Origin of the sequence: Streptomyces sp. NPDC048442 (genome assembly GCF_040651475.1) — a bacterium.
GTDB lineage: Bacteria > Actinomycetota > Actinomycetes > Streptomycetales > Streptomycetaceae > Streptomyces.
Window position 1 is genome coordinate 106757 of sequence record NZ_JBEZKB010000021.1, and the last position, 20293, is coordinate 127049.

General features: G+C 73.4%; 17 protein-coding genes. 11 read left to right on the forward strand and 6 right to left on the reverse strand.

Translation table 11 applies throughout. The annotated features are described in order from the left end of the window. Positions 1-404: 404 nt before the first annotated feature. The 7 genes from pqqA (at position 405) to AB0D18_RS27770 (ending at position 6350) form a co-directional block, all read left to right on the forward strand. The gene (pqqA, locus tag AB0D18_RS27740; protein ID WP_362424109.1) at positions 405-512 is read left to right on the forward strand and encodes a pyrroloquinoline quinone precursor peptide PqqA; all 108 of its coding nucleotides are present in this window, start codon (positions 405-407) and stop codon (positions 510-512) included. Between the two features lie 32 nt (positions 513-544). Then, positions 545-1267 carry a pyrroloquinoline-quinone synthase PqqC gene (gene pqqC, locus AB0D18_RS27745; RefSeq protein WP_362424112.1) on the forward strand — a complete coding sequence of 241 codons (723 nt, stop codon included), beginning with the start codon at positions 545-547 and terminating at the stop codon, positions 1265-1267. Then, positions 1264-1536, forward strand: a complete 273-nt coding sequence (gene pqqD / locus AB0D18_RS27750; protein WP_362424115.1) for a pyrroloquinoline quinone biosynthesis peptide chaperone PqqD — start codon at positions 1264-1266, stop codon at positions 1534-1536. Before pqqC ends, pqqD begins: the two co-directional genes overlap by 4 nt. Beyond that, positions 1529-2653, forward strand: a complete 1125-nt coding sequence (gene pqqE, locus AB0D18_RS27755) for a pyrroloquinoline quinone biosynthesis protein PqqE (protein ID WP_362424118.1) — start codon at positions 1529-1531, stop codon at positions 2651-2653. Before pqqD ends, pqqE begins: the two co-directional genes overlap by 8 nt. Next, entirely contained in the window at positions 2650-3546 is an 897-nt protein-coding gene (pqqB, locus tag AB0D18_RS27760; RefSeq protein WP_362424121.1) for a pyrroloquinoline quinone biosynthesis protein PqqB, read from the forward strand. The genes pqqE and pqqB overlap by 4 nt, the downstream gene beginning before the upstream one ends. A 190-nt stretch (positions 3547-3736) precedes the next feature. Continuing rightward, entirely contained in the window at positions 3737-4801 is a 1065-nt protein-coding gene (locus AB0D18_RS27765; RefSeq protein ID WP_362424123.1) for a transcriptional regulator, read from the forward strand. A 259-nt stretch (positions 4802-5060) separates the two neighbouring features. Next, positions 5061-6350, forward strand: coding sequence for an SGNH/GDSL hydrolase family protein (locus tag AB0D18_RS27770; RefSeq protein WP_362424126.1), 1290 nt, complete (start codon positions 5061-5063; stop codon positions 6348-6350). 27 nt (positions 6351-6377) lie between these two features. On the opposite strand, the gene AB0D18_RS27775 is transcribed toward AB0D18_RS27770, so the two are convergent. Continuing rightward, a complete protein-coding gene (locus tag AB0D18_RS27775) occupies positions 6378-7031 on the reverse strand; it encodes a DUF5701 family protein (RefSeq protein ID WP_362424129.1) in 654 nt (217 codons plus the stop codon). Between the two features lie 163 nt (positions 7032-7194). Here AB0D18_RS27775 and AB0D18_RS27780 point away from each other — a divergent pair, with 163 nt between their 5' ends. From AB0D18_RS27780 to AB0D18_RS27790, 3 genes are all read left to right on the forward strand, one after another. Beyond that, entirely contained in the window at positions 7195-8799 is a 1605-nt protein-coding gene (locus AB0D18_RS27780; protein ID WP_362424132.1) for a class I adenylate-forming enzyme family protein, read from the forward strand. 118 nt (positions 8800-8917) lie between these two features. After that, a complete protein-coding gene (locus AB0D18_RS27785) occupies positions 8918-10606 on the forward strand; it encodes an FAD-dependent oxidoreductase (protein WP_362424135.1) in 1689 nt (562 codons plus the stop codon). 144 nt (positions 10607-10750) lie between these two features. After that, entirely contained in the window at positions 10751-11215 is a 465-nt protein-coding gene (locus AB0D18_RS27790) for a nuclear transport factor 2 family protein (protein ID WP_362424138.1), read from the forward strand. A 95-nt stretch (positions 11216-11310) separates the two neighbouring features. Here the strand turns inward: AB0D18_RS27790 and AB0D18_RS27795 are convergent, their stop codons facing one another. Genes AB0D18_RS27795 through AB0D18_RS27805 form a run of 3 tightly spaced genes read right to left on the reverse strand, consistent with a single transcriptional unit; the run spans position 11311 to position 13702 of the window. Next, the gene (locus tag AB0D18_RS27795) at positions 11311-11766 is read right to left on the reverse strand and encodes an ester cyclase (RefSeq protein ID WP_362424141.1); all 456 of its coding nucleotides are present in this window, start codon (positions 11764-11766) and stop codon (positions 11311-11313) included. Positions 11767-11807: 41 nt separating this feature from the next. Beyond that, the gene (locus AB0D18_RS27800; RefSeq protein ID WP_362424144.1) at positions 11808-12845 is read right to left on the reverse strand and encodes a zinc-binding dehydrogenase; all 1038 of its coding nucleotides are present in this window, start codon (positions 12843-12845) and stop codon (positions 11808-11810) included. Beyond that, on the reverse strand, positions 12842-13702 hold the full coding sequence (locus AB0D18_RS27805) for an NAD(P)H-binding protein (RefSeq protein ID WP_362424146.1): 861 nt from the start codon (positions 13700-13702) through the stop codon (positions 12842-12844). Before AB0D18_RS27805 ends, AB0D18_RS27800 begins: the two co-directional genes overlap by 4 nt. Positions 13703-13959: 257 nt before the next feature. On the opposite strand from AB0D18_RS27805, the gene AB0D18_RS27810 reads away from it, so the two are divergent. Beyond that, positions 13960-15618, forward strand: coding sequence for a 2Fe-2S iron-sulfur cluster-binding protein (locus tag AB0D18_RS27810; RefSeq protein ID WP_362424148.1), 1659 nt, complete (start codon positions 13960-13962; stop codon positions 15616-15618). 142 nt (positions 15619-15760) lie between these two features. Here AB0D18_RS27810 and AB0D18_RS27815 read toward each other — a convergent pair whose 3' ends face one another. Together AB0D18_RS27815 and AB0D18_RS27820 are read right to left on the reverse strand one after the other, a co-directional pair. Then, on the reverse strand, positions 15761-17080 hold the full coding sequence (locus AB0D18_RS27815; RefSeq protein ID WP_362424151.1) for a hypothetical protein: 1320 nt from the start codon (positions 17078-17080) through the stop codon (positions 15761-15763). After that, on the reverse strand, positions 17077-20268 hold the full coding sequence (locus AB0D18_RS27820; RefSeq protein ID WP_362424155.1) for a DEAD/DEAH box helicase: 3192 nt from the start codon (positions 20266-20268) through the stop codon (positions 17077-17079). The genes AB0D18_RS27815 and AB0D18_RS27820 overlap by 4 nt, the downstream gene beginning before the upstream one ends. Positions 20269-20293: the final 25 nt, after the last annotated feature.

Consider the following 20293-nt stretch of genomic DNA (forward strand, 5'->3'; position numbering starts at 1 on the left):
CCCGGAGGGATGGTGGATTCGCACACGTGGGGGCACCGCCGCCCGACCGCACACACCCGGTGCGTGCACATCAGCGGCAGTCGACATCCGGGTATCACCCGGTGATGTCGTCGTCACCCGCGATCACCACGGCTACCTCTCCTTCGAGTACACCATCCGCGCGGCAGCGTATCAGAGGAGGAGATCGCCGCCAGTTGTACCGGGCAACTGGCCAACTGCTCCCGCTGCCAAGGATGTTCACATTCCCCGGCCGGAAGACAAATCCTTGAGCTGAACACGAGGATGAACATTGCCGTCCCTTCCCGCGCCTCGTTAGTCTCACTTTCGCTCATTCGGAAGGGCCGTTCCGGGAATCCGTTCGGAGGAGCCTTTCCGAGAAGCCGTACCGAGAAAAGGAGCAGGGCATGCGAACCACCGAAAAGGAAATCCCCGCCAAGAAGACCTGGCACTGTCCCGATTTCGTTTCCTTCGACATCGGCATGGAAGTCACCGCCTACTTCACCCGCGACTGACACGACGCCCCGGGAAGGACGCAGGCATACCGATGCCCCTGACGCACGAGGTCGACGCCCCCTGGAGCGAGGCCGATTTCAAGCAGGCGCTGTACGCGCTGGAGCCGTCGTACTGGGACCGGCACCCGTTCCACCAGCGGATGCACGAAGGGCTGCTCGACAAGGGCGAGCTGCGGCTGTGGGCGGCCAACCGCTGGTACTACCAGCGGTGCCTGCCGCAGAAGGACGCCTCGATCGTGGCCAACTGCCCGGTGCCTGACGTACGGCGGCAGTGGCTCTCCAGGATCGTCTACCACGACGGCACGGACGCCACCTCGGGCGGGGCGGAGAAATGGCTGCGGCTGGCCGAAGCGGTCGGGCTCCGGAGGGACGAGGTGCTCGACGAGAGCCTCGTCCTTCCGGGCACGCGCTTCGCCGTGGACGCCTACGTGGACTTCGCGCGCCGCCGCCCCTGGCTGGAGGCGGCCGCGTCGGGACTGACCGAGCTGTTCTCCCCGGGCCTGCTCGCCCACCGGCTGGGCCGGCTCAGGGAGCACCACCCGTGGATCACGGAGGAGGGCTTCTCGTACTTCACCGCGCGCATCGAGGTGGTCGGCCCCGAAGGCCGTTCGCTGCTCGACCTGGTGGCACGGCACGCCGTCACCCGTGCACAGCAGGAAGCCTGTGTACGGGCGCTGGCCTTCAAGTGCAGCGTGCTCAACGCGGTCCTGGACTCGCTCGACTACCACACGGGAAACGGAGCACCGCGGTCATGACCCTCCTGCCCGACCCCACCGTGCCGCGCCTGCGGGCCGGCGTCCGGCTGACCCACGACCCGGCCCGCGGCGAACTGGCCCTGCTGCCCGAACGCGTCGTGGTCCTCAACGACACCGCGGCGGCGGTGCTCACCCACTGCGACGGCACCCGGGACGTCGGCCGCATCGTGCGGCGGCTCGCCGAGGAGTACGAGGGCGTCAGCACCGAGGACGTCTGCGAGCTGCTCCGGCGGCTCGCCGAACGCCGGGTGGTGGACCTCGATGGCTGACGAGGCCCGCGCCCCGGTCCCGGCGGCCGAGGAGGCCGTCCGCGCCCCGATGGGGATGCTGATCGAGCTGACCCACCGCTGCCCGCTGCACTGCCCGTACTGCTCCAACCCCCTCGAACTCGTCCGCCGCTCCGAGGAGCTGACCCGCGAGCAGTGGACGGACGTCCTCACCCAGGCCCGTGAGCTGGGCGTCGTACAGATGCACTTCTCCGGGGGCGAGCCGCTGGCCCGCCCGGACCTGCCGGACCTCGTCGGCCACGCCCGGCAGCTCGGCGCCTACGTCAACCTGGTCACCAGCGGCGTCGGCCTGACCCCCGAGCGCGCCAGGGACCTGGCCGGGCGGGGCGTCGACCATGTCCAGCTCTCCCTCCAGGACGCCGACGCCCGCCTCGGCGACGAGATCGCCGGAGCCAGGGTGCACACCGCCAAGCTCAGGGCCGCGGAGGCGGTCACCGCCGCCGGACTCCCGCTCAGCGTCAACGTCGTACTGCACCGCGGGAACATCGACCGCGTCGAGCAGATCACGGACCTCGCCGTCGAGCTGGGCGCCGACCGGATCGAGCTGGCCAACACCCAGTACTACGGCTGGGGACTGCGCAACCGCACCGCGCTGCTGCCCACCGCCGGCCAGCTCGCCGCCGCCGATCTGGCCGTGCGCCGCGCCCGTACGAAACACGCGGGCGGCCCCGACCTGATCTACGTGGCGGCCGACTACTACGGCGACCGGCCCAAGCCGTGCATGGACGGCTGGGGCAACACCCAGCTCACCGTCACCCCCGCGGGCGACGTGCTGCCGTGCCCCGCGGCGTCCGTCATCACCACCCTCCCGGTGGAGAACGTGCTGCGCCGCCCGCTGTCGGAGATCTGGTACGAATCCAGGGCGTTCAACGCCTACCGGGGCACCGGCTGGATGCGCGACCCGTGCCGCAGCTGCCCCGAGCGCCACACCGACCACGGCGGCTGCCGCTGCCAGGCGTTCCAGCTCACCGGCGACGCCGCGGCCACCGACCCGGCCTGCGGCCTCTCCCCGCACCGCAAGCTCGTCGACGCGGCCCTGGCGGAGGTCCCCGAGGGCGCCCCGCCGGCGTTCGTACCGCGACAGCGGGTGGCGTCGTGAGGGCGATCCTGCTCGGCACCGCGGCGGGCGGCGGCTTCCCCCAGTGGAACTGCGCCTGCGCGCTGTGCGCCCGCTGCCTGAGCGGCGAACTGCCCGCCCGTACCCAGGAGTCCGTCGCCGTCAGCGGCAACGGACGCGACTGGTGGCTGCTCAACGCCTCGCCCGACATCCGCACCCAGCTCCTCGCCGTACCCGCCCTCGCGCCGGGACCCGGCCCGCGCGACACCCCCGTACGCGGGGTGCTGCTCACCGACGCCGAGGTCGACCACGCGCTGGGGCTGACCGTCCTGCGGGGCGGCGCGGACCTGACCGTGTACGCCGCACCCCCGGTGCGCGACGCGCTCACCACGGACCTGCCGCTGCGCGGCCTGCTGGACCGGTACGCGCCGTGGGACTGGCAGGACAGCACCGCCCCCGGCGGGTTCGCACTGGCCGGCGGGCTCACCGTCACCACGCACCGGGTCAGCGCCAAGGCCCCCAAGTACGTCAGTGGTCCGGCCCCGGACGCCCCCTGGGTGAGCGCCTACCGCATCGAGGACCGGGCGACTGGCGGAGTACTGGTCTACGCACCCTGCCTGGCCGCCTGGCCGGACGGCTTCGACGACCTGCTGGCGTCGGCGACCTGCGCCCTGCTGGACGGCACCTTCTTCAGCGCCGGCGAACTGGGTACGGCCGTACGCTCAAAGGACGCCGGACAGCCCCTGATGGGCCATCTCCCGGTGGCAGGACCCGGCGGCAGCCTCGCCGCCCTCGCCCGCCACCGGGGCCTGCGCCGCATCTACACCCACCTCAACAACACCAACCCGCTGCTCGACCCGTTCTCCGACGCCTGTGCGACGGTGCGAAAGGCGGGTGCGGAAGTTCTTCCGGACGGGCACGAACTCATTCTGTGAATCGGTGGGCGCATGTCGTCCTCCAGTACTTCTTGAGCGCTCCTCAAGTATTTCTCAGGGAACTCTGGATTCCACCTGGATGCGATCCGACGCCCGCGCAGGGTGATCGTGTGTACCGTGCAGGAGCCTGAATTCCGAGGGGAGCTGAGTGAGTCACATGCCAGATTCCGGTGCACTTGTCTTCGAGCCGATGCAAGAGAATTCTGACGCCCCGAGCTGCACGGCGGCGACCAGCACGGCGGCATTGGCGGGGACCCTCGACCAGGAAATTCAATCCGTACCGATCTCGTCGCTCGTTCCCGGCTATTCGCCCCGCCTGCGGGGGGAGGACACCGAGCACGTGGCCAGGCTCGCGGAGCTCGACGAGGAGCTGCCGCCGATCCTCGTGGAGCGGGCCACGATGCGGGTGATCGACGGCATGCACCGCATCATGGCCGCGTCCGCGAACGGCCACGAGAGCATCGGGGTGCGGTTCTTCGACGGCGCGGCCGAGGAGGCGTTCCTCCTCGCGGTCCGGTCCAACACGGCGCACGGCCTCCCGCTCTCCCGGGAGGACCGCAGGGCCGCCGCGCAGCGCATCCTCGCCCAGTGGCCGCACCTCTCGGACCGGGCGGTGGCGCGCAGCGCGGGAGTCGGCGCCAAGACCGTGGCGGCGCTGCGGGCCGCCTCGGCCGGACCCGGCCCGTGGCCGCAGGCCCGCAGGGGCACGGACGGCAGACTCCGGCCGCTGGACGGCGCGGAGGGCCGCCGCAAGGCCGTCGAACTGCTCAGGGAACGCCCCCACGCCTCGCTGCGCGAAGTGGCCCGGTGCGTCGGCATCTCACCGGCGACGGTCGGCGACGTCCGCAAACGACTCGCCTCCGGCCTGCCTCCTGTACCGGAGCGCGGCACTCCGAAGAAGCCGTCGGCGCACACCGGCGCGACGGGCATGACGGGCATGACGGGCATGACAGGCGCGACGAGTACGACGAAGCCGCAGGACGCCGTGAGCGTGGTCAGTCCGCTCCGCCCGATCCGCCCGCCCGACGTCTCGCCGATGGACAAGCTGCTGCGCGACCCGTCGCTGCGGCACAAGGAGAGCGGACGGCAGCTCCTGCGGCTGCTGCAGCGCAGCGCCGTGGAGCGGCGTGAACTACTGCTGATGGCCGACATGGTGCCCTCGCACTGCACGAACCTGGTGGCCGACCTCGCGAAGAAGTACGCGGGCATGTGGGCGGAGTTCGCGCGCGAGGTCGGGGAGAGCGAGCAGCCGTGACCGACAGCTGTGCCACTGCGTGCGACGGCAGCTGTTCCACTGCGTGCGACGGCAGCTGTTCAACTGCGCGTGACGGCAGCTGTTCAACTGCGCGTGACGGCAGTTGAACACCTGATCCGTGCGCGGGCAAACCTCTTGAGTGCCGCCGGAGCCCCGCCACAGCCACGGTCGGCGCCCCATGGTGCGGCCCTCGAACCCGGCCGGGGTTCCGGCCGTCCCACCCGTCCCACCCACCGACCCGAGAAAGGTACGACGCCTCATGCGCAGACGCATACCCGCACTGCTGAGCACGCCCCTCACGGCCCTCGCGGTCCTCGTCTCCGTGCTCGCCCCGGCGCCCGCCGCCCGCGCCGCGACCAGCACGCCGATCGGCACCTGGGCGGCCTCGCCCACCGCCGCGCCCGCCTCCGACACCACGGTGTACGAGAACCAGACGCTGCGGCAGAAGGTGCACACCTCCGTCGCCGGGGGCACCCTGCGCGTGCGGTTCACCAACGAGTTCGGTACGGAGCCGCTGGTGCTGGGCGAGGCGCATGCCGCACGCCCGGCGGCGGGCGGGCCCGAGACCGCCGTCGACCCCGGCAGCGACCGCGTACTGCGCTTCGGCGGCAGCGCGTCGACGACGCTCCCGCCGGGCACGCAGCGCTGGAGCGACCCTGTCGCACTGCCCACGACCGCCGGCGGCGACCTCGTGATCAGCCTGTACCTGCCGCGGCGCACCCCGGCCGACACCGTCCACTCGTCGGCCTACCAGCGCAACTTCGTGGCCGAGGGCGATGTCACCGGCAAGAGCGACCTCGCACCGACCGCGACCACCACGTCATGGCACTTCCTGTCCGGTGTGGCCGTCGACAGCGGCAGCGGCCGGGCCACCTCGGCACTGGTGACGCTCGGCGACTCCATCACCGACGGTACGCAGACCGCGGTCGGCGCCAACCACCGCTGGCCCGACCTGCTCGCCGAACGGCTGCGCGGGGACGCCCGGTTGGCCGGCACCGGCGTCGCGAACGCCGGCATCGGCGGCAACCGACTGCTCCGGGATCCGAACCCGGTGCCGGGCTCGCCCGCCGAGTCCTACGCCGCGTACTTCGGCGAGAGCGGACTCAAGAGGTTCGACCGGGACGTACTGGGCCAGCCGGGGGCCCGCGCCGTCACCGTGCTCCTCGGCGTCAACGACCTGGGCGCTCCGGGCCTCGCCGCGCCCGCGTCCGAGGAGGTCTCGGCGTCCGAACTCATCGAAGGACACCGGCAGTTGATCCAGCGCGCCCACCAGAGGGGCCTGCGGATCCTCGGGGCGACGATCCTGCCCTTCGAGGGCGACACCCTCGGCTACCACACCCCGCAGCGCGAGTCGGTGCGCAGGGCCGTCAACACGTGGATCCGCACGTGCGGCGCGTTCGACGGAGTCGTCGACTTCGACGCCGCCGTACGCGACCCCGACCGGCCGGGCCGGCTGCTCCCCGCGTACAACAGCGGTGACGGTCTGCACCCCAACGACGCGGGCATGGCCGCGATGGCCGGGGCCTTCCCGCTCCCCCTGCTGTACTGAGCCAACCCCGGCCGGCCGAGGCGGGGGTCAGACGTTGCGGGCCCCCGCCGAGGCGACGCCCAGCCAGGTGTGCGGATTGCCCTCCCAGCACCAGCCCAGCTTCGGCGCGTTCTTGCTGATCCAGAACGCGGGAACCCGCGGGTCGCCGATCCGGCTGCCGGCCACGGACCAGCACTTGTTCTTCGCGAGGGCCGCGGGGAACTGGGTGAGCAGGGCCAGGCCCTCCTCGATGGTGAGGACGCTGCGCCCCCGGCCCTCGATCACCTTGAACGCCTCCAGCGGTACCGTCCCGCAGAACTCCTCGCCGCGGTCGATGTCGAAGACGGCGTACAACTCCTTCTCGGGGACGGCGAGTTCCTCCAGCGAGACGAAGCGCTCCAGCTCGCCGGGGGCGAAGAACCGCTCGATGACACCCGGTTCGGTCCGCCGGGGGCTCGCCAGGGTGGTCAGCGGAACTGCGTCCTCCAGGGAGACGACGGCCCGTGGCACCACCAGGACGAAGGGCACCCGGCCCTCCTCCGGCTCCGCCATGTGCTCCGCCCGTGCCACCACGGGTGCGCGCAGGGGCGCGGCCAGGTCGCGGAAGGCGCTCTCCGAGAGCCCGGCGAGGCCCGGGTAGCCCAGGTCGACAAGGGTCTGGACCTGGCGGTCGAACTCGGTGCCGGCGTCGAAAGCGGTCATGCATACCTCCGGGTCTGGGAACTCAAGGTCATTTTAATCCGCCGGGCATCCGCCCCGGCGGCAGCGCGGTTCGACCCCTTCTCAACGGTTTCTCAAGGGGCCCGGCGGACCGTGTGAACGGTCGCCTGCAGCAGCGCACCGACCGACCGGAGGAGCACGAGCCATGCCCCACTTCACCGTGCCGGACCTTCCGCTGGACGCCTTGCTCCGCGAGGCCGCCGTCCGCGACTGCGAAGGCATCGCCCTGCGCACCGAGGACACCGCGGTGGACTTCGCCGCCCTCGACGCACGGGCCGACCGGGTCGCCGCCTGGCTGGAGCAGGAGAACGAGGGGCGGCGCGGGGTGCGTACGGGCGTCGTCCCCGCCCTCGGCCCGGACTTCGCCGCCCTCTACTACGGCACGGTCCGCAGCGGCGCCACCGCGGTCCTGGTCCATCCGATGGCCGCGGAGGAGGGCCTGCGGCACGTCCTGGCCACCGCGGAGGTCGAGGTGGCGTTCGTGCCCGCCACCACCGCCAAGGTGCTGACCGCGATGCGCGACGCACTGCCCCGGCTGCGCACGGTCGTGGTCACCGACGGGCCGCACGGGCCGGTGCGGGATGGAACCGTACCCCTGGAACTCGCCCTGGAATCAGCCCCGCAGGCCCCCGAGGGGCACCCGGCCGACCCGGCGTCGATCGCGGCCGTCCAGTTCACCACCGGCACCACGGGCCCCCCGAAGGGCGTCCTGCTCACCCACCGCAACCTGGTCGCCAACGCGAAGCAGACCGCCGTCGCGCACCGCCTGGACTGCACCTCCGTCACCCTCAACCACCTGCCCTTCTTCCACGTCATGCACCTCAACTCCGCGATGTACGCAGGGGCTTGCCAGGTGCTGTGCCAGGACCCCGACCCGTTCGCGTCGCTCGCCGCGGCCGCCGGGGCGGGCGCCACCCACTACTACGGGCTGCCCGCCCGGCTGCACCGGCTGGCCGCCGACCCGCGGCTCGCGGCCGCGGGCCCCGCGCCCGGCGGCACCCGGCTGACGGCCGTGCTCTCCGGCGGCTCCGCACTGCGGCCGCAGGCGGCGCACCTGCTGCGCGAACGGCTGGGCGTTCCCGTCGTCCAGGGCTACGGCATGACCGAGCTCTCCCCGCTCACCCACTGCCAGCGGCCGGGACGGCACCGGCCGGGCACGGTCGGCGAGGCACTGCCCGGCACCCAGTGCCGCCTGGTGGACCTCGCCTCCCGCCTTCCGGTCGGGCCGGGCGCCACCGGGGAAGTGCAGGTGAGGGGGCCGCAGCTGATGGCGGGCTACCTCGGCGACCGGCGGCCGCAACGGATCGACGCGGACGGCTGGTTCTCCACCGGAGACGTCGGCCACCTCGACGAGGAGGGAGAGCTGTGCCTGGTCGACCGGGTCGACGACCTCTTCTCGTACGACAACGAAATCGTCTCGCCGAGCCGGATCGAGGGCGTCCTGCGCGAGGACCCGAGGGTCGCCGACTGCATCGTCGCCGACCGGCCCGACGACGTGCACGGCGCCCTCGCCTGGGCCGGCATTGTGCTGCGCGAGGACCCGCGGCCCCGCTCGGGCGACGACCCGGGAGCAGCCGGCCGCGCCGTGGCCGACGTGCTCGCCTCGATCACCGCACGGGCCAACGGGCACCTCGCCGACCACGAGCACATCCGGCAGGCCGAGGCCCTGGAGTCCGTACCCCGCAGCCCGGCCGGAAAGCCCGAACGACGCGCCCTGCGGGCGCGGTTGCGATCCCACCCCGCCGCCTGAACGACCGTCCCCCACCCCCCTCAGGACCCCACCCCCCTTCAGGAGAGGAACAGACCATGACCGGCCGCCCCGCGCACCACCGCCCCGCCTACCGGCACGTCCTTCCCGGAGGCGGCGCATGACGCGGCGGACGGGCCCTGACGTACTCGTCGCGGGCGCCGGTCCCGTCGGTCTGACCGTCGCCCACGAACTGGCCCGCCGGGGGCTGTCGGTGCGCGTCGTCGACGCCGCCGAAGGCCCCGCGCACACCAGCCGGGCCGTGGCCGCGCACCCGCGCACCCTGGAGCTGTACGACCAGATGGGCGTCGTCGAGGCCATGCTGAACAGGGGCCGCCGCAACCGCGCCTTCACCATGTACGCGCGCGGCGGGCGGCCGGCCCGGCTGGAGGCCGACTACGCCACCATGCCGACCTCCTACCCGTTCACCCTGCTCATTGAGCAGACCGAGACGGAGGCAGTGCTGCGCGCGGCGCTGTCCCGCCGCGGCATCGAGGTCGAATGGGGGGTGCGGCTGACCGGCCTCAGCCAGGACGCGGACACCGTACGGGCGACCCTGAGCGGCCCGGACGCCGCCGAGGAGCGGGCCGGGGGGCCGGCCGAGGAGCGGATCGAGGTGCCGTGGCTGGTGGGCTGCGACGGAGGCCACAGCACCGTACGCGCACAGCTCGGCCTCGAACTGGCAGGGGAGACCAGCGAGACCTGGATGCTCTCCGACGCCCCCATCGAGACCGACCTGCCGCCCGACACCATCTACTGGGCCCACACCGGCAGTCAGGCGCTGATGATGGTGCCCTTCCTGCGCGACGGGCACTGGCGGGTCCTCGACACCGTGCCCGCCCCGCGCGAGGGCGACCCGCGCCGCGCCGAGGAGCTGCTGAGCGAGAAGCTGTCGGCGGGACTCGGCCACCGCGTCGAGGTCGGCCCGAGCCGGTGGACGTCCGTCTTCACCTTCCAGCAGCGGATGGTGGAACGGATGCACGAGGGCCGGGTGCTGGTCGCGGGCGACGCCGCCCACGTGCACAGCCCCGCCTCCGGGCAGGGCATGAACACCGGCATCCAGGAGGCCTGCAACCTGGCCTGGAAGCTGGCCATGGTCGCCCACGGCCACGCCCACCGGGACCTGCTCGCCACCTACAGCGAGGAGCGGGTGCCGCTGGGCAGGACGCTGCTCCACTCCACCCGTACCGCCACCTTCCTCGTCCAGCTGAAGCAGGCGTTCGCCTCCCGGGCGCTGCCCCTCGTCCTCACCGCCGTACGCACGGTGCGCCCGCTGCGGCGGGCGGTGCAGCGCAAGGTGCTGGGCGGCATGTCCGGGCTGCGCATCGGCTACGCCACCTCCTCCCTGACCACCGGCGCCCCGGGCACGTCCGCCGGACCGGCACCCGGCGAACGGCTCACCCGGGCCCGGGTGCACGACCCGGGCGACCCCGGCTGCGCCGCGCTGCACGCCGAACTCCGCGACCCCCGCTGGACGTTGCTGCTGGCCGCAGGGGGCAGGCAGCCGGACGACGCCCCGGCGGACGTCGCCGGTACGGCGGCCCTCCAGTACGCCCCGTGGCTGTCGGTACGCACCGTCGGCGGGACGGGCACCGACGGGCCCGCCCCGCTCACCGACCGGGGCGGCCGGCTGCGCACCGAGCTCGGTCTGACACCGGGCGGCTGGCTGCTGGTACGCCCGGACGGCCATGTCGCCGCCCGGGGCGCCACGCTGACCCGGGCCGCACTGTCCGCCGCCCTCGCCCCGGTGGGGACGCTCACCCCGCTCGCGGACCGGGTCCCGGAGACGCCCGCAGTCGTGCCCGCCTGAGGGACCGGCCTGAGGGACCGGCCTGAGGGGATGGGCCGGAGGGATCGGCTTGAGGGAGCGGCCTGAGGGATCGGCTTGAGGGATCCTCCACGTGCCTGCGATCCGCCCGGCACAGCATGGGCGCAACCCACGAACGGAGTCGCCATGACGACCACGCCCGACCTCGCGCCCCCCGCCGCCGCCCCGGCCGCCTGGAACGCGTCCCTGCACGCCGAGGTGCAGCAGTTCTACGCGCACCAGATGCAGCTTCTCGACCTGGGGGAGTCGGAGCGCTGGGCACAGACGTTCACCGAGGACGCGACCTTCGCCGTGCCGACGCTCCCCGAGCCCGTGCGGGGGCGCCCGGGGCTGGTCGCCGCGACCAGCCGCTCGCACGCCGAACTCGCCGCCGCAGGCCAGCGGCACCGGCACTTCATCGGCATGTTCGACGTACGCCCCCTCGACGACGGCGCCGTGGACGTGCGCTCGTACGCCATCGTCTACGTCTCGCACATCGGCGGCGACTCCGCGGTGCACCGGGTGTGCGTCTGCGAGGACCGGCTGGTGCGCGGCGACGACGGCACGCTGCGGGTCCTCGCCCGTACGGTCACCCGGGACGACCTTGCCTGAGCCGTGGCCGCCGCCCGTACGCGGAAGGGCCCCCGGGGAGAGATTCCTCCGGGGGCCCTTTCACGTGCGCCGGCCGCCCGGCGCACGCCGGTGGCTCAGAGCACGTCCGCGGCGACGAAGCCGAGGTCCTTCAGCATGGGCAGGTAGTTGAACACGTCGTAGTGCTCGATGACCTTCCCCTCGTCGTTGAACCGCAGCTCTTCGAGCATGTACCAGGTCACCGACCGGCCGCTGGGGGCCTTGCCCATGAACTCGCCCAGCTGGGAGCCCGTCACGGTGATCCGCAGGATGACCCGGTCGCCCTCGGCGACGACGCTCTTGGCCACCAGGTGCAGATCGGGGAATGCGGCCAGGCCGCCCTCCATCGCGGCGACCATCTGCGCCGAGTCGACCTGGCGGTCCTCGGAGAAGTGCCGGATGTCCGGGGCCCAGTGCTTGATGATGCCCTGGAGCTCCCAGCGGTTCCAGGCGGCGACCATGGAGAGGGCCAGTTCCTTGTTGCGGTCCTGGACCGAGGGTGTGGCGGCCTGCGTGCTCACTGCGGTGGACATGTGAATCCCTCGTTCTGGTAGGGGGTCAGGGGGTCGGGGGGTCAGGGGATCAGGACGTGCTTGCCGACGGTGCTGCCGTCCAGCAGCGCGCGTACGGCGAGACGGGCGTCGGCCAGCGGGTGCCGGGCGGCGATCTTCGGCTCCAGTACGCCCTCGTCGAGCAGGCGGTACAGCGCGGCCAGGTCGGTGCGGAAGTTCTCGCCGGGCTTGACGTAGTACATGGACTGTCTGCGGCCGCCGGTCAGCCCCAGCTTCCGGGCGATCCAGCGCCGTCCGGTGCGCTGGAGCGCGGGGACGTGCGGCCTGAACCACTGGCCAGGCCGGTAGCCGGCCACCGAGGAGTCGTAGGAGACGAGGGTGCCGCCGCGGGCCAGCATCGCCCACCCGGCGTCCAGCCCCCGGCCGCCGATGTGGTCGAAGACGCAGGTCACGCCATCGGGCGCCAACTCCCTTACGGCAGCGGCCAGATCGGGGGTGCGGTAGTCGAGGGGCTCGGCCCCCAGGGCGCGCACCGTCGCGTGCTTGGCGGGCGACGCGGTGCCGATGACGCGCAGCCCCCGGTGCACGGCGAGCTGCGTGAGCAGGGTGCCGACACCGCCGCTCGCACCGTGCACCAGCACGGTCTGCCCGGCCTGCGGGGCCGTCGCCCGGTGCAGCATCTGATAGGCGGTCACCCCGTTGGTGACCAGCGAGACCGCGACGGCCGCGTCCAACGCCTCGGGCACGTCGGCCAGTTGGGTCGCCGGCACGGCTACGTACTCCTGCCAGGCGCCGTGCCGCGGCATGGCCGCGACCCGGTCGCCGACGCGGTGCCCGGTGACGCCGGGGCCCACCTCGGCGACGCGCCCCACCAGGTCGTAACCGGGCACGAAGGGGAACCGGGGCGGGAACGGGTGCAGGTGCTGCAGCATCTGCACCTCGGCGAAGGAGACGCCTGCCGCCTCGACCCGCACCACGACCTGGCCCTTGCCCGCTTCCGGCCGCCGGCTCTCGCCCGGCACCAGGTGCTCCTCGGCCGTGCCGGTGCCGGTGAGCGACACGTGGGCGGTGCGCAGACCGGTGGGGATGTCGATGCTCATGCCGTCGCCCCCGCCGGCTGCGGTGCGAAGTCGGCGGCGTGGTCGGCGGCCCACCGCGCGAAGGTACGGGCCGGGCGGCCGGTGACCCGCTCGACGGTGTCCACCGGGGAGGGCGGGTGGTGCACCGCGTCGGCGAGATAGCCCAGGACCATCTCGACGACCGGGGCCGGCATGAACCGGCCCATCTCGGCGCGCGCCTCGTCGGGAGTGATCTCCTCGAAGCGCAGCGGCCGGCCTGCCGCCCCGGCCAGTACCTGAACCTGGTCCGCCTGGGTGAGGGCCTGGGGCCCGGTCAGTACGTACGCCTGCCCCGCGTGCCCGTCCTCCAGCAGGGCGGTGGCGGCCACCGCGGCCACGTCCGCCTCGTGGATCAGCACCCGCGGCGCGTTGCCGTACGGCGCCCGCACCACGGACTCGGCACGGATCGAATGCCCCCACTTCCAGAGGAGGTTGGTGGCGAACTCGTCGGGCCGTACGAAGGTCCAGTCGATGCCGGAGGCCTCGACGGCCTCCTCCACCGCACGGTGGTGTGCGCCGCTGTGGTTGTCGCCGCTGGTGTCGAGCACCGACGAGGAGGACAGCACGACGATGTGCCGTACCCCCGCCTCCTTGGCGAGGGCGACGACCTCCCGCGCCGTTTCGGGCACCGGGAAGAGGTAGAGCCGCTCGGCCCCCTCCAGCGCGGCGCGCACGGTGGCGGGCCGCTCCAGATCGCCTTCGAACACCTCGACGCCCGAGGGCAGCCCTGCCGTGGCAGGGGAGCGGGTCAGCGCCCGTACGGACGCCCCTTCCGCGACGAGCCGGTCCACCACGTGGCGGCCGACGGCTCCGGTCGCGCCTGTCACGAGAACGGTCATCTCTTCTTCCACCTTCACCCCTGTGTCGACGCTGCCTGACTGCTGCGCCTGCCGCGGTCCGGCCAGCGTCGGCAACGGCGCTGGAGAGGCCACGGAGAGGCGCTGGAGCACCGCCGCGACCTGCGGGAGCCGCCCGCCGCCCGAGCCGGGCTCCAGTCCCCGCTGGGAGATTCGGGGGGCAGTCGAGTGCACCGGCCCCCACCGCAGGAACGAGAACCGGTGCGACGCACAGAACCGACAGGAGAGAGAGGCAGCCCGTGCCCACCCCCACCCTGGCCCGATCGTCCGCACCCCCCACGGCCGAACAGGAGGAGGTGACCAGCAGCAGCACGACGAAGGAACGGCGGCCCCGGCGGACCCGGCGGCAACGGCGGGCGGACCGCGGGGAGTTCCGGCTCGGACCCAGGGGGCGCAGACTCACGCTCGCCCTGCACATCACCTCGTCCGTCGGCTGGATGGGCCTGTCCATGTCGATGGCCACGCTCGCGCTGATCGGCCATCTGACCACCGACCCGGGCATCGCCGAAGGCGCGTACTTCGCGATGTACATCTTCGACGAGACCACCGTCTCCCTGATCAGCCTCGTCTGCGGCGTCACCGGCGTCCTGCTGGGGCACGGCACCCCCTGGGGGCTGCTGCGCCACCGGTGGGTGCTGACCAAGTGGGTCCTCTCGCTGGCCGTCGCGGTGTTCGCCTGGGTGTACACCCACCCGCTGGTGCTGGTGGCGGCCGAGAAGGCTGCCGCGTCGAAGGGCGGGGTGTACCGGCCCAGCGAGGAGGGCGCCCTGCTGGCGTGGACCGTGCCGCCGGTGTTCGGCGTGCTGGTGTTCCTGGGCTTCCTCTCCGTGTACAAGCCGTGGGGGCGCACCCGCCGCGGACTGCGGTACGCGGCACGCCGGGCCGGCGCGGGAGCGGCCGGGCCCGCGACCGGTTCAGGGTCCGGGTCCGGGTCCGCCGGAGCGAAGAGTGCCGTGGACGTCCCCGTGACCGTCGGTGCGGTCGACCGGCTCGCCGAAGGGGTCGTGGGCCTGCGGCTCGTCCCCGCCGACGGGGCACGCACCGCCGAGTGGAGCGCGGGCGCCCACATCGACCTCGTCCTGCCCTCGGGCAAGGTGCGCCAGTACTCCCTGTACGGCGACCCCGAGGACACCGGCGGCTACCGCGTCGCGGTGCTGCGCGAACCGGCGGGCCGGGGCGGCTCCGCCGAGGTGCACGGCCTGTCCGAGGGGGACCGGATCGCGGTGCGCGGCCCGCGCAACCACTTCCCGCTGGCCGACGCCGAGTCCTTGCTCTTCGTCGCGGGCGGCATCGGCATCGTCCCGTTCCTGCCCATGATCGAGGAGGCGGAGCGGCGCGGCGCCGACTGGCGTCTGGTCTACGTGGGACGCAGCCGCGCCGCCATGGCGTTCGTACGGGAGCTTGAGCACTACGGCACCGAGCGGGTGCGGGTGCATCCGCGCGACGTGGCGGACCGCCCCGACCTGGGCGCCCTGCTCGCGGGGAGCCCGGAGGGGACGGCCGTGTACTGCTGCGGCCCGCAGGCTCTGATGCGCGCGGTCGAGGAGACGATGGACACCGCCTGCCCGAGCGGGACCCTGCACCTGGAGCGGTTCGAGTCCTCCGCCGACAAGCGGCAGGCCGCCGACAACCTGCCGTTCGAGGTCGAACTCGCCGCCAGCGGCACCGTGGTGGCGGTACCGGCCGACCAATCGGTCCTGGAAGCCCTGCGCGAAGAGGCCCCCGGACTGTCCGCGTCCTGCGAGGACGGCCTGTGCGGCAGCTGCGAACTACGGGTGCTGCACGGGACCCCCGACCACCGCGACGACGTACTCTCCCCGTCGGACCGAACCCGCACCGACCTCATGTACCCCTGCGTCTCCCGCGCCCAGAGCCCCCGCCTGGTCGTAGACCTCTGAGCCAGTGGGGCGCCCCCAAGTGGGGCGCCCCCTTGGGGGCGCGGGGCTGTGTCATTTTGCGGCTCCGCCGCGCGGGCGCGCCCCGCCACGACGCCGCCGCAGCTCACCGACAACCCCACCCCTCACCGCCATCCGGCGCGGCCTACTCCCCCAACAACTCCCCCAACGCATCCGCCGGATCCTCGTGCGGTGTCGCCGACGGCCACCACTGGCCGCCCTCCTGCCGGTACGGGTACCAGCGGCCGTCCCTGCCGTGCCGCAGCTGCAACCCCCGTCCGGCCAGCGTCCAGCGGTTCCGCTCCACCTCCACCTCGGGGAGCTCGTCCTGCGCCCAGCCCGCCTCCAGCGCGATGCGGGCCCGCGCGTCGTCCTGGCGCGACGGCGTCCAGGCCTCCTCCAGTACGTCGAGACCCGCGCTGCCGCCCCACCGCCAGGCCCGCGCGGCCCGTTCCAGGTGCTCCGGGTCGCCACCGGCTTTGCCCAGCCGCACGATCACCCTCGGATCGGGGTGCGTCGCCGCGATCCGTACGGTGTCCCGCCGCAGATCGAGCGGCGGCGACGGCTCGGCCACGAAACCGTGCACATGGGCCAGCAACTCCCTGGCCCGTACGGCCGCGTCCGCGACCAGCTGCTCCAGCGGATCGGCCCCGATGCCGGACACCGGCTCCCGCCGGGTGGCCGCACCGGGCAGCGCGGGCAGGGCGGGCAGCGCCACCGGCGCACGGCCGAAGACGTCCTCGGCGGGGACCGCCCCGGCGGGCGGCGCGGGCGGCACGAGGGGCGCCGGCCCGCCGGACTCCTCTTCCTCCTCCTCGGAGTCCTCACCCGCCAGGGCCCGCATCAGCAGGACGGACTTCAGCTCCTCCACGGCCTCCCGCCCGCCGCGTCCCCGCAGCAGCAGGAGCAGCGCCTGGTCCTGGTCCAGCAGCCAGGCCGTCTGGTAGCACAGCGCCGCGGCGTGCGCGCACACGTCGTCGAAGGAGTCGCAGTCGCAGTCGGGTTCCAGTTCGCCGTACCCCGGCAGCAGTCGCACCCGGGCGTCCTCGGCCGACTCCAGCAGGTCGGGCGGCACCGCGCCGTCGAGCAACTCCTGCAGGACGGCGGGCCGTTCGGCCGACTTCTCCCACAGGAGCTCCCACTCCTCGTCGTCGAGGACGTCGAGCGTGAGCACCGTCGCGTACGACGAGTCCCCGTCGTAGACCTGAGTGGCGATACGGCCGGGACTGAGGGTGATCGGCCCCAGCCGGCCCGAACGGGCGAAGGTGCGGCCCTTCTTCAGCGAATCCTCGTCGAGTCCTGCGTCCTCCACCGCCTCGGTCCAGGCCCGCCCCCACCAGGACTGCCCACGCGACCGGCTGCCCTTGCGCGCGGCGAACGCGGGAAAGCCCCGCGCCCCCCTGTGCTCCCCGCCGGGCTCCCCGCCGTGGTCCCCGCCGTGGTCTCCGTTGTGCTCCCCGCTCATCCCGCGCTCCTCAGCTCGACCAGGTTGGCCAGCTCGTCGTTGTTCAGTTCGGTCAGGGCCTGCTCGCCGGAGCCGAGCACCGCGTCGGCGAGACCCTTCTTCGCCTCCAGCAGCGCCGCGATACGGTCCTCGACCGTGCCCTCGGCGATCATCCGGTGCACCTGCACCTTCCTGGTCTGGCCGATCCGGTACGCCCGGTCGGTGGCCTGCGCCTCCACGGCCGGGTTCCACCAGCGGTCGTAGTGCACGACGTGGTCGGCACGGGTCAGGTTGAGCCCCGTTCCGGCCGCCTTCAGCGAGAGCAGGAAGACCGGGACGGCGCCCTCCTGGAACTGCTGCACCATCTCCTCGCGGCGCGGCACGGGCGTCCCGCCGTGCAGGAACAGGGTGGGCACCCCCCGGTCCCGCAAGTGCCGCTCCAGCAGCTTCGCCATGGTGACGTACTGGGTGAAGACCAGTGCGGCCCCGTCCTCGGCGATGATCGTCTCCAGCAGCCTGTCGAGCAGTTCCAGCTTGCCGGAGCGCTGGTCGAGGCGGGAGTTCTCCTCCTTGAGGAACTGGGCGGGGTGGTTGCAGATCTGCTTCAGACCCGTCAGCAGCTTGAGCACCAGGCCGCTGCGGGCGATCCCCTGTGTGGACCTGATCTCGGCCATGACGTCGCGCACATGGTTCTCGTACAGCTTCTGCTGCTCGCCGCTGAGCTCGACCGGGCGGTCCGTCTCGGTCTTGGGCGGCAGCTCCGGTGCGACACCGGGGTCGGTCTTCTTGCGGCGCAGCAGGAACGGGCGCACCAGCTCGGAGAGATGGCGTGCGACGGTGCCGTACTCCCCGTCCTCGCCGGGCGGCGGCCCGAACTCGGCGCGCTCGGCGCGCTCCGCCTCGATGGCGGAGATCCACCGCCGGCGGAACTGCCCGTGGCTGCCGAGCAGACCGGGCGTGGTCCAGTCGAGCAGGGCCCACAGCTCGGAGAGGTTGTTCTCCACCGGGGTGCCCGTCAGCGCGATCTTCGCGTCGGCGGGGATCAGCCGCAGCGCGCGGGCCGTGCTCGCGTGCGGGTTCTTCACGTACTGGGCCTCGTCGGCGACGACCATGCTCCAGCGGTGCGCGCCGAGGTGCGCGGCGTCCAGCCGCATCGTGCCGTACGTCGTCAGTACGAACCCGGAGCCGGCACCCTGAAGGGTGCGGCCGGGACCGTGGTAGCGGCGGACCGGCGTGCCCGGGGCGAACTTGACGATCTCCCGCTGCCAGTTGCCCAGCACGGACGCCGGACAGACCACCAGGGTGGGGCCCTCGCTGTCCTCGTGCTCCTGGCGCAGCAGATGCAGCGAGATCAGCTGGACGGTCTTGCCCAGGCCCATGTCGTCGGCGAGACAGCCGCCAAGACCGAGCGAGGTCATCCGCTCCAGCCAGCGCAGGCCCCGCAGTTGGTAGTCGCGCAGCGTGGCGGCGAGCGCGGCCGGCTGCTCCACGGGCTCGCTGCCGCCGTCGGGGTCGGCGAGCCGGTGGCGCAGCGCGAGCAGCCACTCGCTCGGCGAGACCCGGACCTGCCGGCCGTCGATCTCGGTGTGCCCGGTGAGGGCCACGGCGAGCGCCTCGATGGCGGTCAGCGGCTTCAGTTCGCGTTCGCGGGCCGCACGGCCCATCTCCGCGTCGATCAGCACCCAGCGCCCGCGCAGCAGGACCAGGGCCCCCTCGGCGCCGGCGATCTGTGCCATCTCCTCGTCGGTGAGGGCCTCGCCGTCGAGGTCGAGGTGGCGGCGCAGGCCGACGGTGCCGTCGGAGCCGAGGAAGGAGCGCAGTTGGGTGGGGGCGGCGAGGTCGCCGCCGACGACGGCACGGGCGGTGAGGCCGCTGGTGGAGTCCTCGGGCCACAGCACCTCCACCCCGTGCGCCGCCAGGCGCGCCGTGGCGTCGCCGAGCAGCTCCTGGACCTCGCGCCCGGTGAGGCCGAGCGCGGAGGGCACCGGCAGCAGCCGGCCGAGCGGCGGCCAGACCTCGGCGGCGCGCCGCAGGGCGACGACGGTGTCGCTCTGGGCGCGCGGGCCGAGACCGGCCGCGTCGGCGCCGGCGAACAGCTCGTCGGCGTCGGCGCGCAGCGTCGGGTCGGCGAGGCTGGAGATCTGCGGCACCAGCCGCAGCACGGGCGGCCGGCTGCCGTCGGGCTCCGGCACCAGGTCCAGGCGCAGCGCCACCCGTACGCCCGAGTCAAGACCGGCCGACAACGCCTCGGCCCACTCGCGCAGTTGCGGCACGTGCTGGGGCTCGACGGCGGCGAAGGCCGCACGCCCGGTGGCGGTCGCCGCCGCCGGGGTACGCGGCAGGGTGTCGCCCACCGCGTCGACGAAGGCGCGCACCAGGTCCACCGCGCCGGTCAGCAGCAGCGGCCCCCCTTCGGGTACGGGAACGGGCACGGCGAGCGCGGCGGCGGGCGCCGCGGCGGCCACCTCGCGCAGCAGCGTCACGTCCCCGGAATCCAGCGGCCCCGCCCGCCAGGCGTCGTAACCGCCACTGGAGACACCGGGCAGCAGACGCCTGCGGGCGGTCAGGTGCAGGGCGAGGGCGGCGGCGGTCCCCCAGAAGGCGGCGGACCGGCTCGCGCCGCCAAGGCGCCCGCCCGCATTGCCGCTTGTGCCTCCTGTGCCTCCTGTGCCGACTGCGCCGCCCGCGCCGGCTGTGCCGCCCGCGCAGTCCGCGGGGCGGGCGAGGCCTGCGCCGCCTGCGTCGACCGCATCGGCTGTGCCGCCTGTGCCGCTTGCGTTGCCCGCGCCGCCGGTCCCGCCTGCACTGCCCGCGCCGCCGGTCCCGCCCGCGCCTCCTGTGCCGCCCGCGCCGGCTGTGCCGCCCGCGCCGCCTGCACTGCCCGCCCCGCCCGCGCCGATTTCACTGTCGTACTGCCTGCGTGCCCACAGGAGCGCGGGCAGCGCCTCGGCGACGGTCAGCCGCAGTACCGGGACCGTCCGTACTTCGGGTCCTTTGCTCCCGGCGAACACCAGGGCCGCCTCTCCCGGTTCGCCCACCGGGAGTGGCGGCAGGTCTGCGGAGGCCGGCCCGCTCACGTCCGCCGATTCTCCCCCGCCCGCTGCTCCCGCGTAGAACGCCAGCCGGCCGGTCCGTGCCGGGTCCCCCGGTTCGAAGACGGCCTCCCACCGTGCGAGCAGGCCCGCCTGCTCCTGCGTCATCCACACCATCTGGCCCGCCCCTTGCTTGTACAGT

Excerpts from the sequence above, each read along its gene's own strand:
- pqqA (WP_362424109.1), top strand. The coding sequence starts at position 405 with ATGCGAACCACCGAAAAGGAAATCCCCGCCAAGAAGACCTGGCACTGT.
- pqqC (WP_362424112.1), top strand. The coding sequence starts at position 545 with ATGCCCCTGACGCACGAGGTCGACGCCCCCTGGAGCGAGGCCGATTTC.
- pqqD (WP_362424115.1), top strand. The coding sequence starts at position 1,264 with ATGACCCTCCTGCCCGACCCCACCGTGCCGCGCCTGCGGGCCGGCGTC.
- pqqE (WP_362424118.1), top strand. The coding sequence starts at position 1,529 with ATGGCTGACGAGGCCCGCGCCCCGGTCCCGGCGGCCGAGGAGGCCGTC.
- AB0D18_RS27765 (WP_362424123.1), top strand. The coding sequence starts at position 3,737 with ATGCAAGAGAATTCTGACGCCCCGAGCTGCACGGCGGCGACCAGCACG.
- AB0D18_RS27770 (WP_362424126.1), top strand. The coding sequence starts at position 5,061 with ATGCGCAGACGCATACCCGCACTGCTGAGCACGCCCCTCACGGCCCTC.
- AB0D18_RS27775 (WP_362424129.1), bottom strand. The coding sequence starts at position 7,031 with ATGACCGCTTTCGACGCCGGCACCGAGTTCGACCGCCAGGTCCAGACC.
- AB0D18_RS27780 (WP_362424132.1), top strand. The coding sequence starts at position 7,195 with ATGCCCCACTTCACCGTGCCGGACCTTCCGCTGGACGCCTTGCTCCGC.
- AB0D18_RS27785 (WP_362424135.1), top strand. The coding sequence starts at position 8,918 with ATGACGCGGCGGACGGGCCCTGACGTACTCGTCGCGGGCGCCGGTCCC.
- AB0D18_RS27790 (WP_362424138.1), top strand. The coding sequence starts at position 10,751 with ATGACGACCACGCCCGACCTCGCGCCCCCCGCCGCCGCCCCGGCCGCC.
- AB0D18_RS27795 (WP_362424141.1), bottom strand. The coding sequence starts at position 11,766 with ATGTCCACCGCAGTGAGCACGCAGGCCGCCACACCCTCGGTCCAGGAC.
- AB0D18_RS27800 (WP_362424144.1), bottom strand. The coding sequence starts at position 12,845 with ATGAGCATCGACATCCCCACCGGTCTGCGCACCGCCCACGTGTCGCTC.
- AB0D18_RS27805 (WP_362424146.1), bottom strand. The coding sequence starts at position 13,702 with ATGACCGTTCTCGTGACAGGCGCGACCGGAGCCGTCGGCCGCCACGTG.
- AB0D18_RS27815 (WP_362424151.1), bottom strand. The coding sequence starts at position 17,080 with ATGAGCGGGGAGCACAACGGAGACCACGGCGGGGACCACGGCGGGGAG.
- AB0D18_RS27820 (WP_362424155.1), bottom strand. The coding sequence starts at position 20,268 with ATGGTGTGGATGACGCAGGAGCAGGCGGGCCTGCTCGCACGGTGGGAG.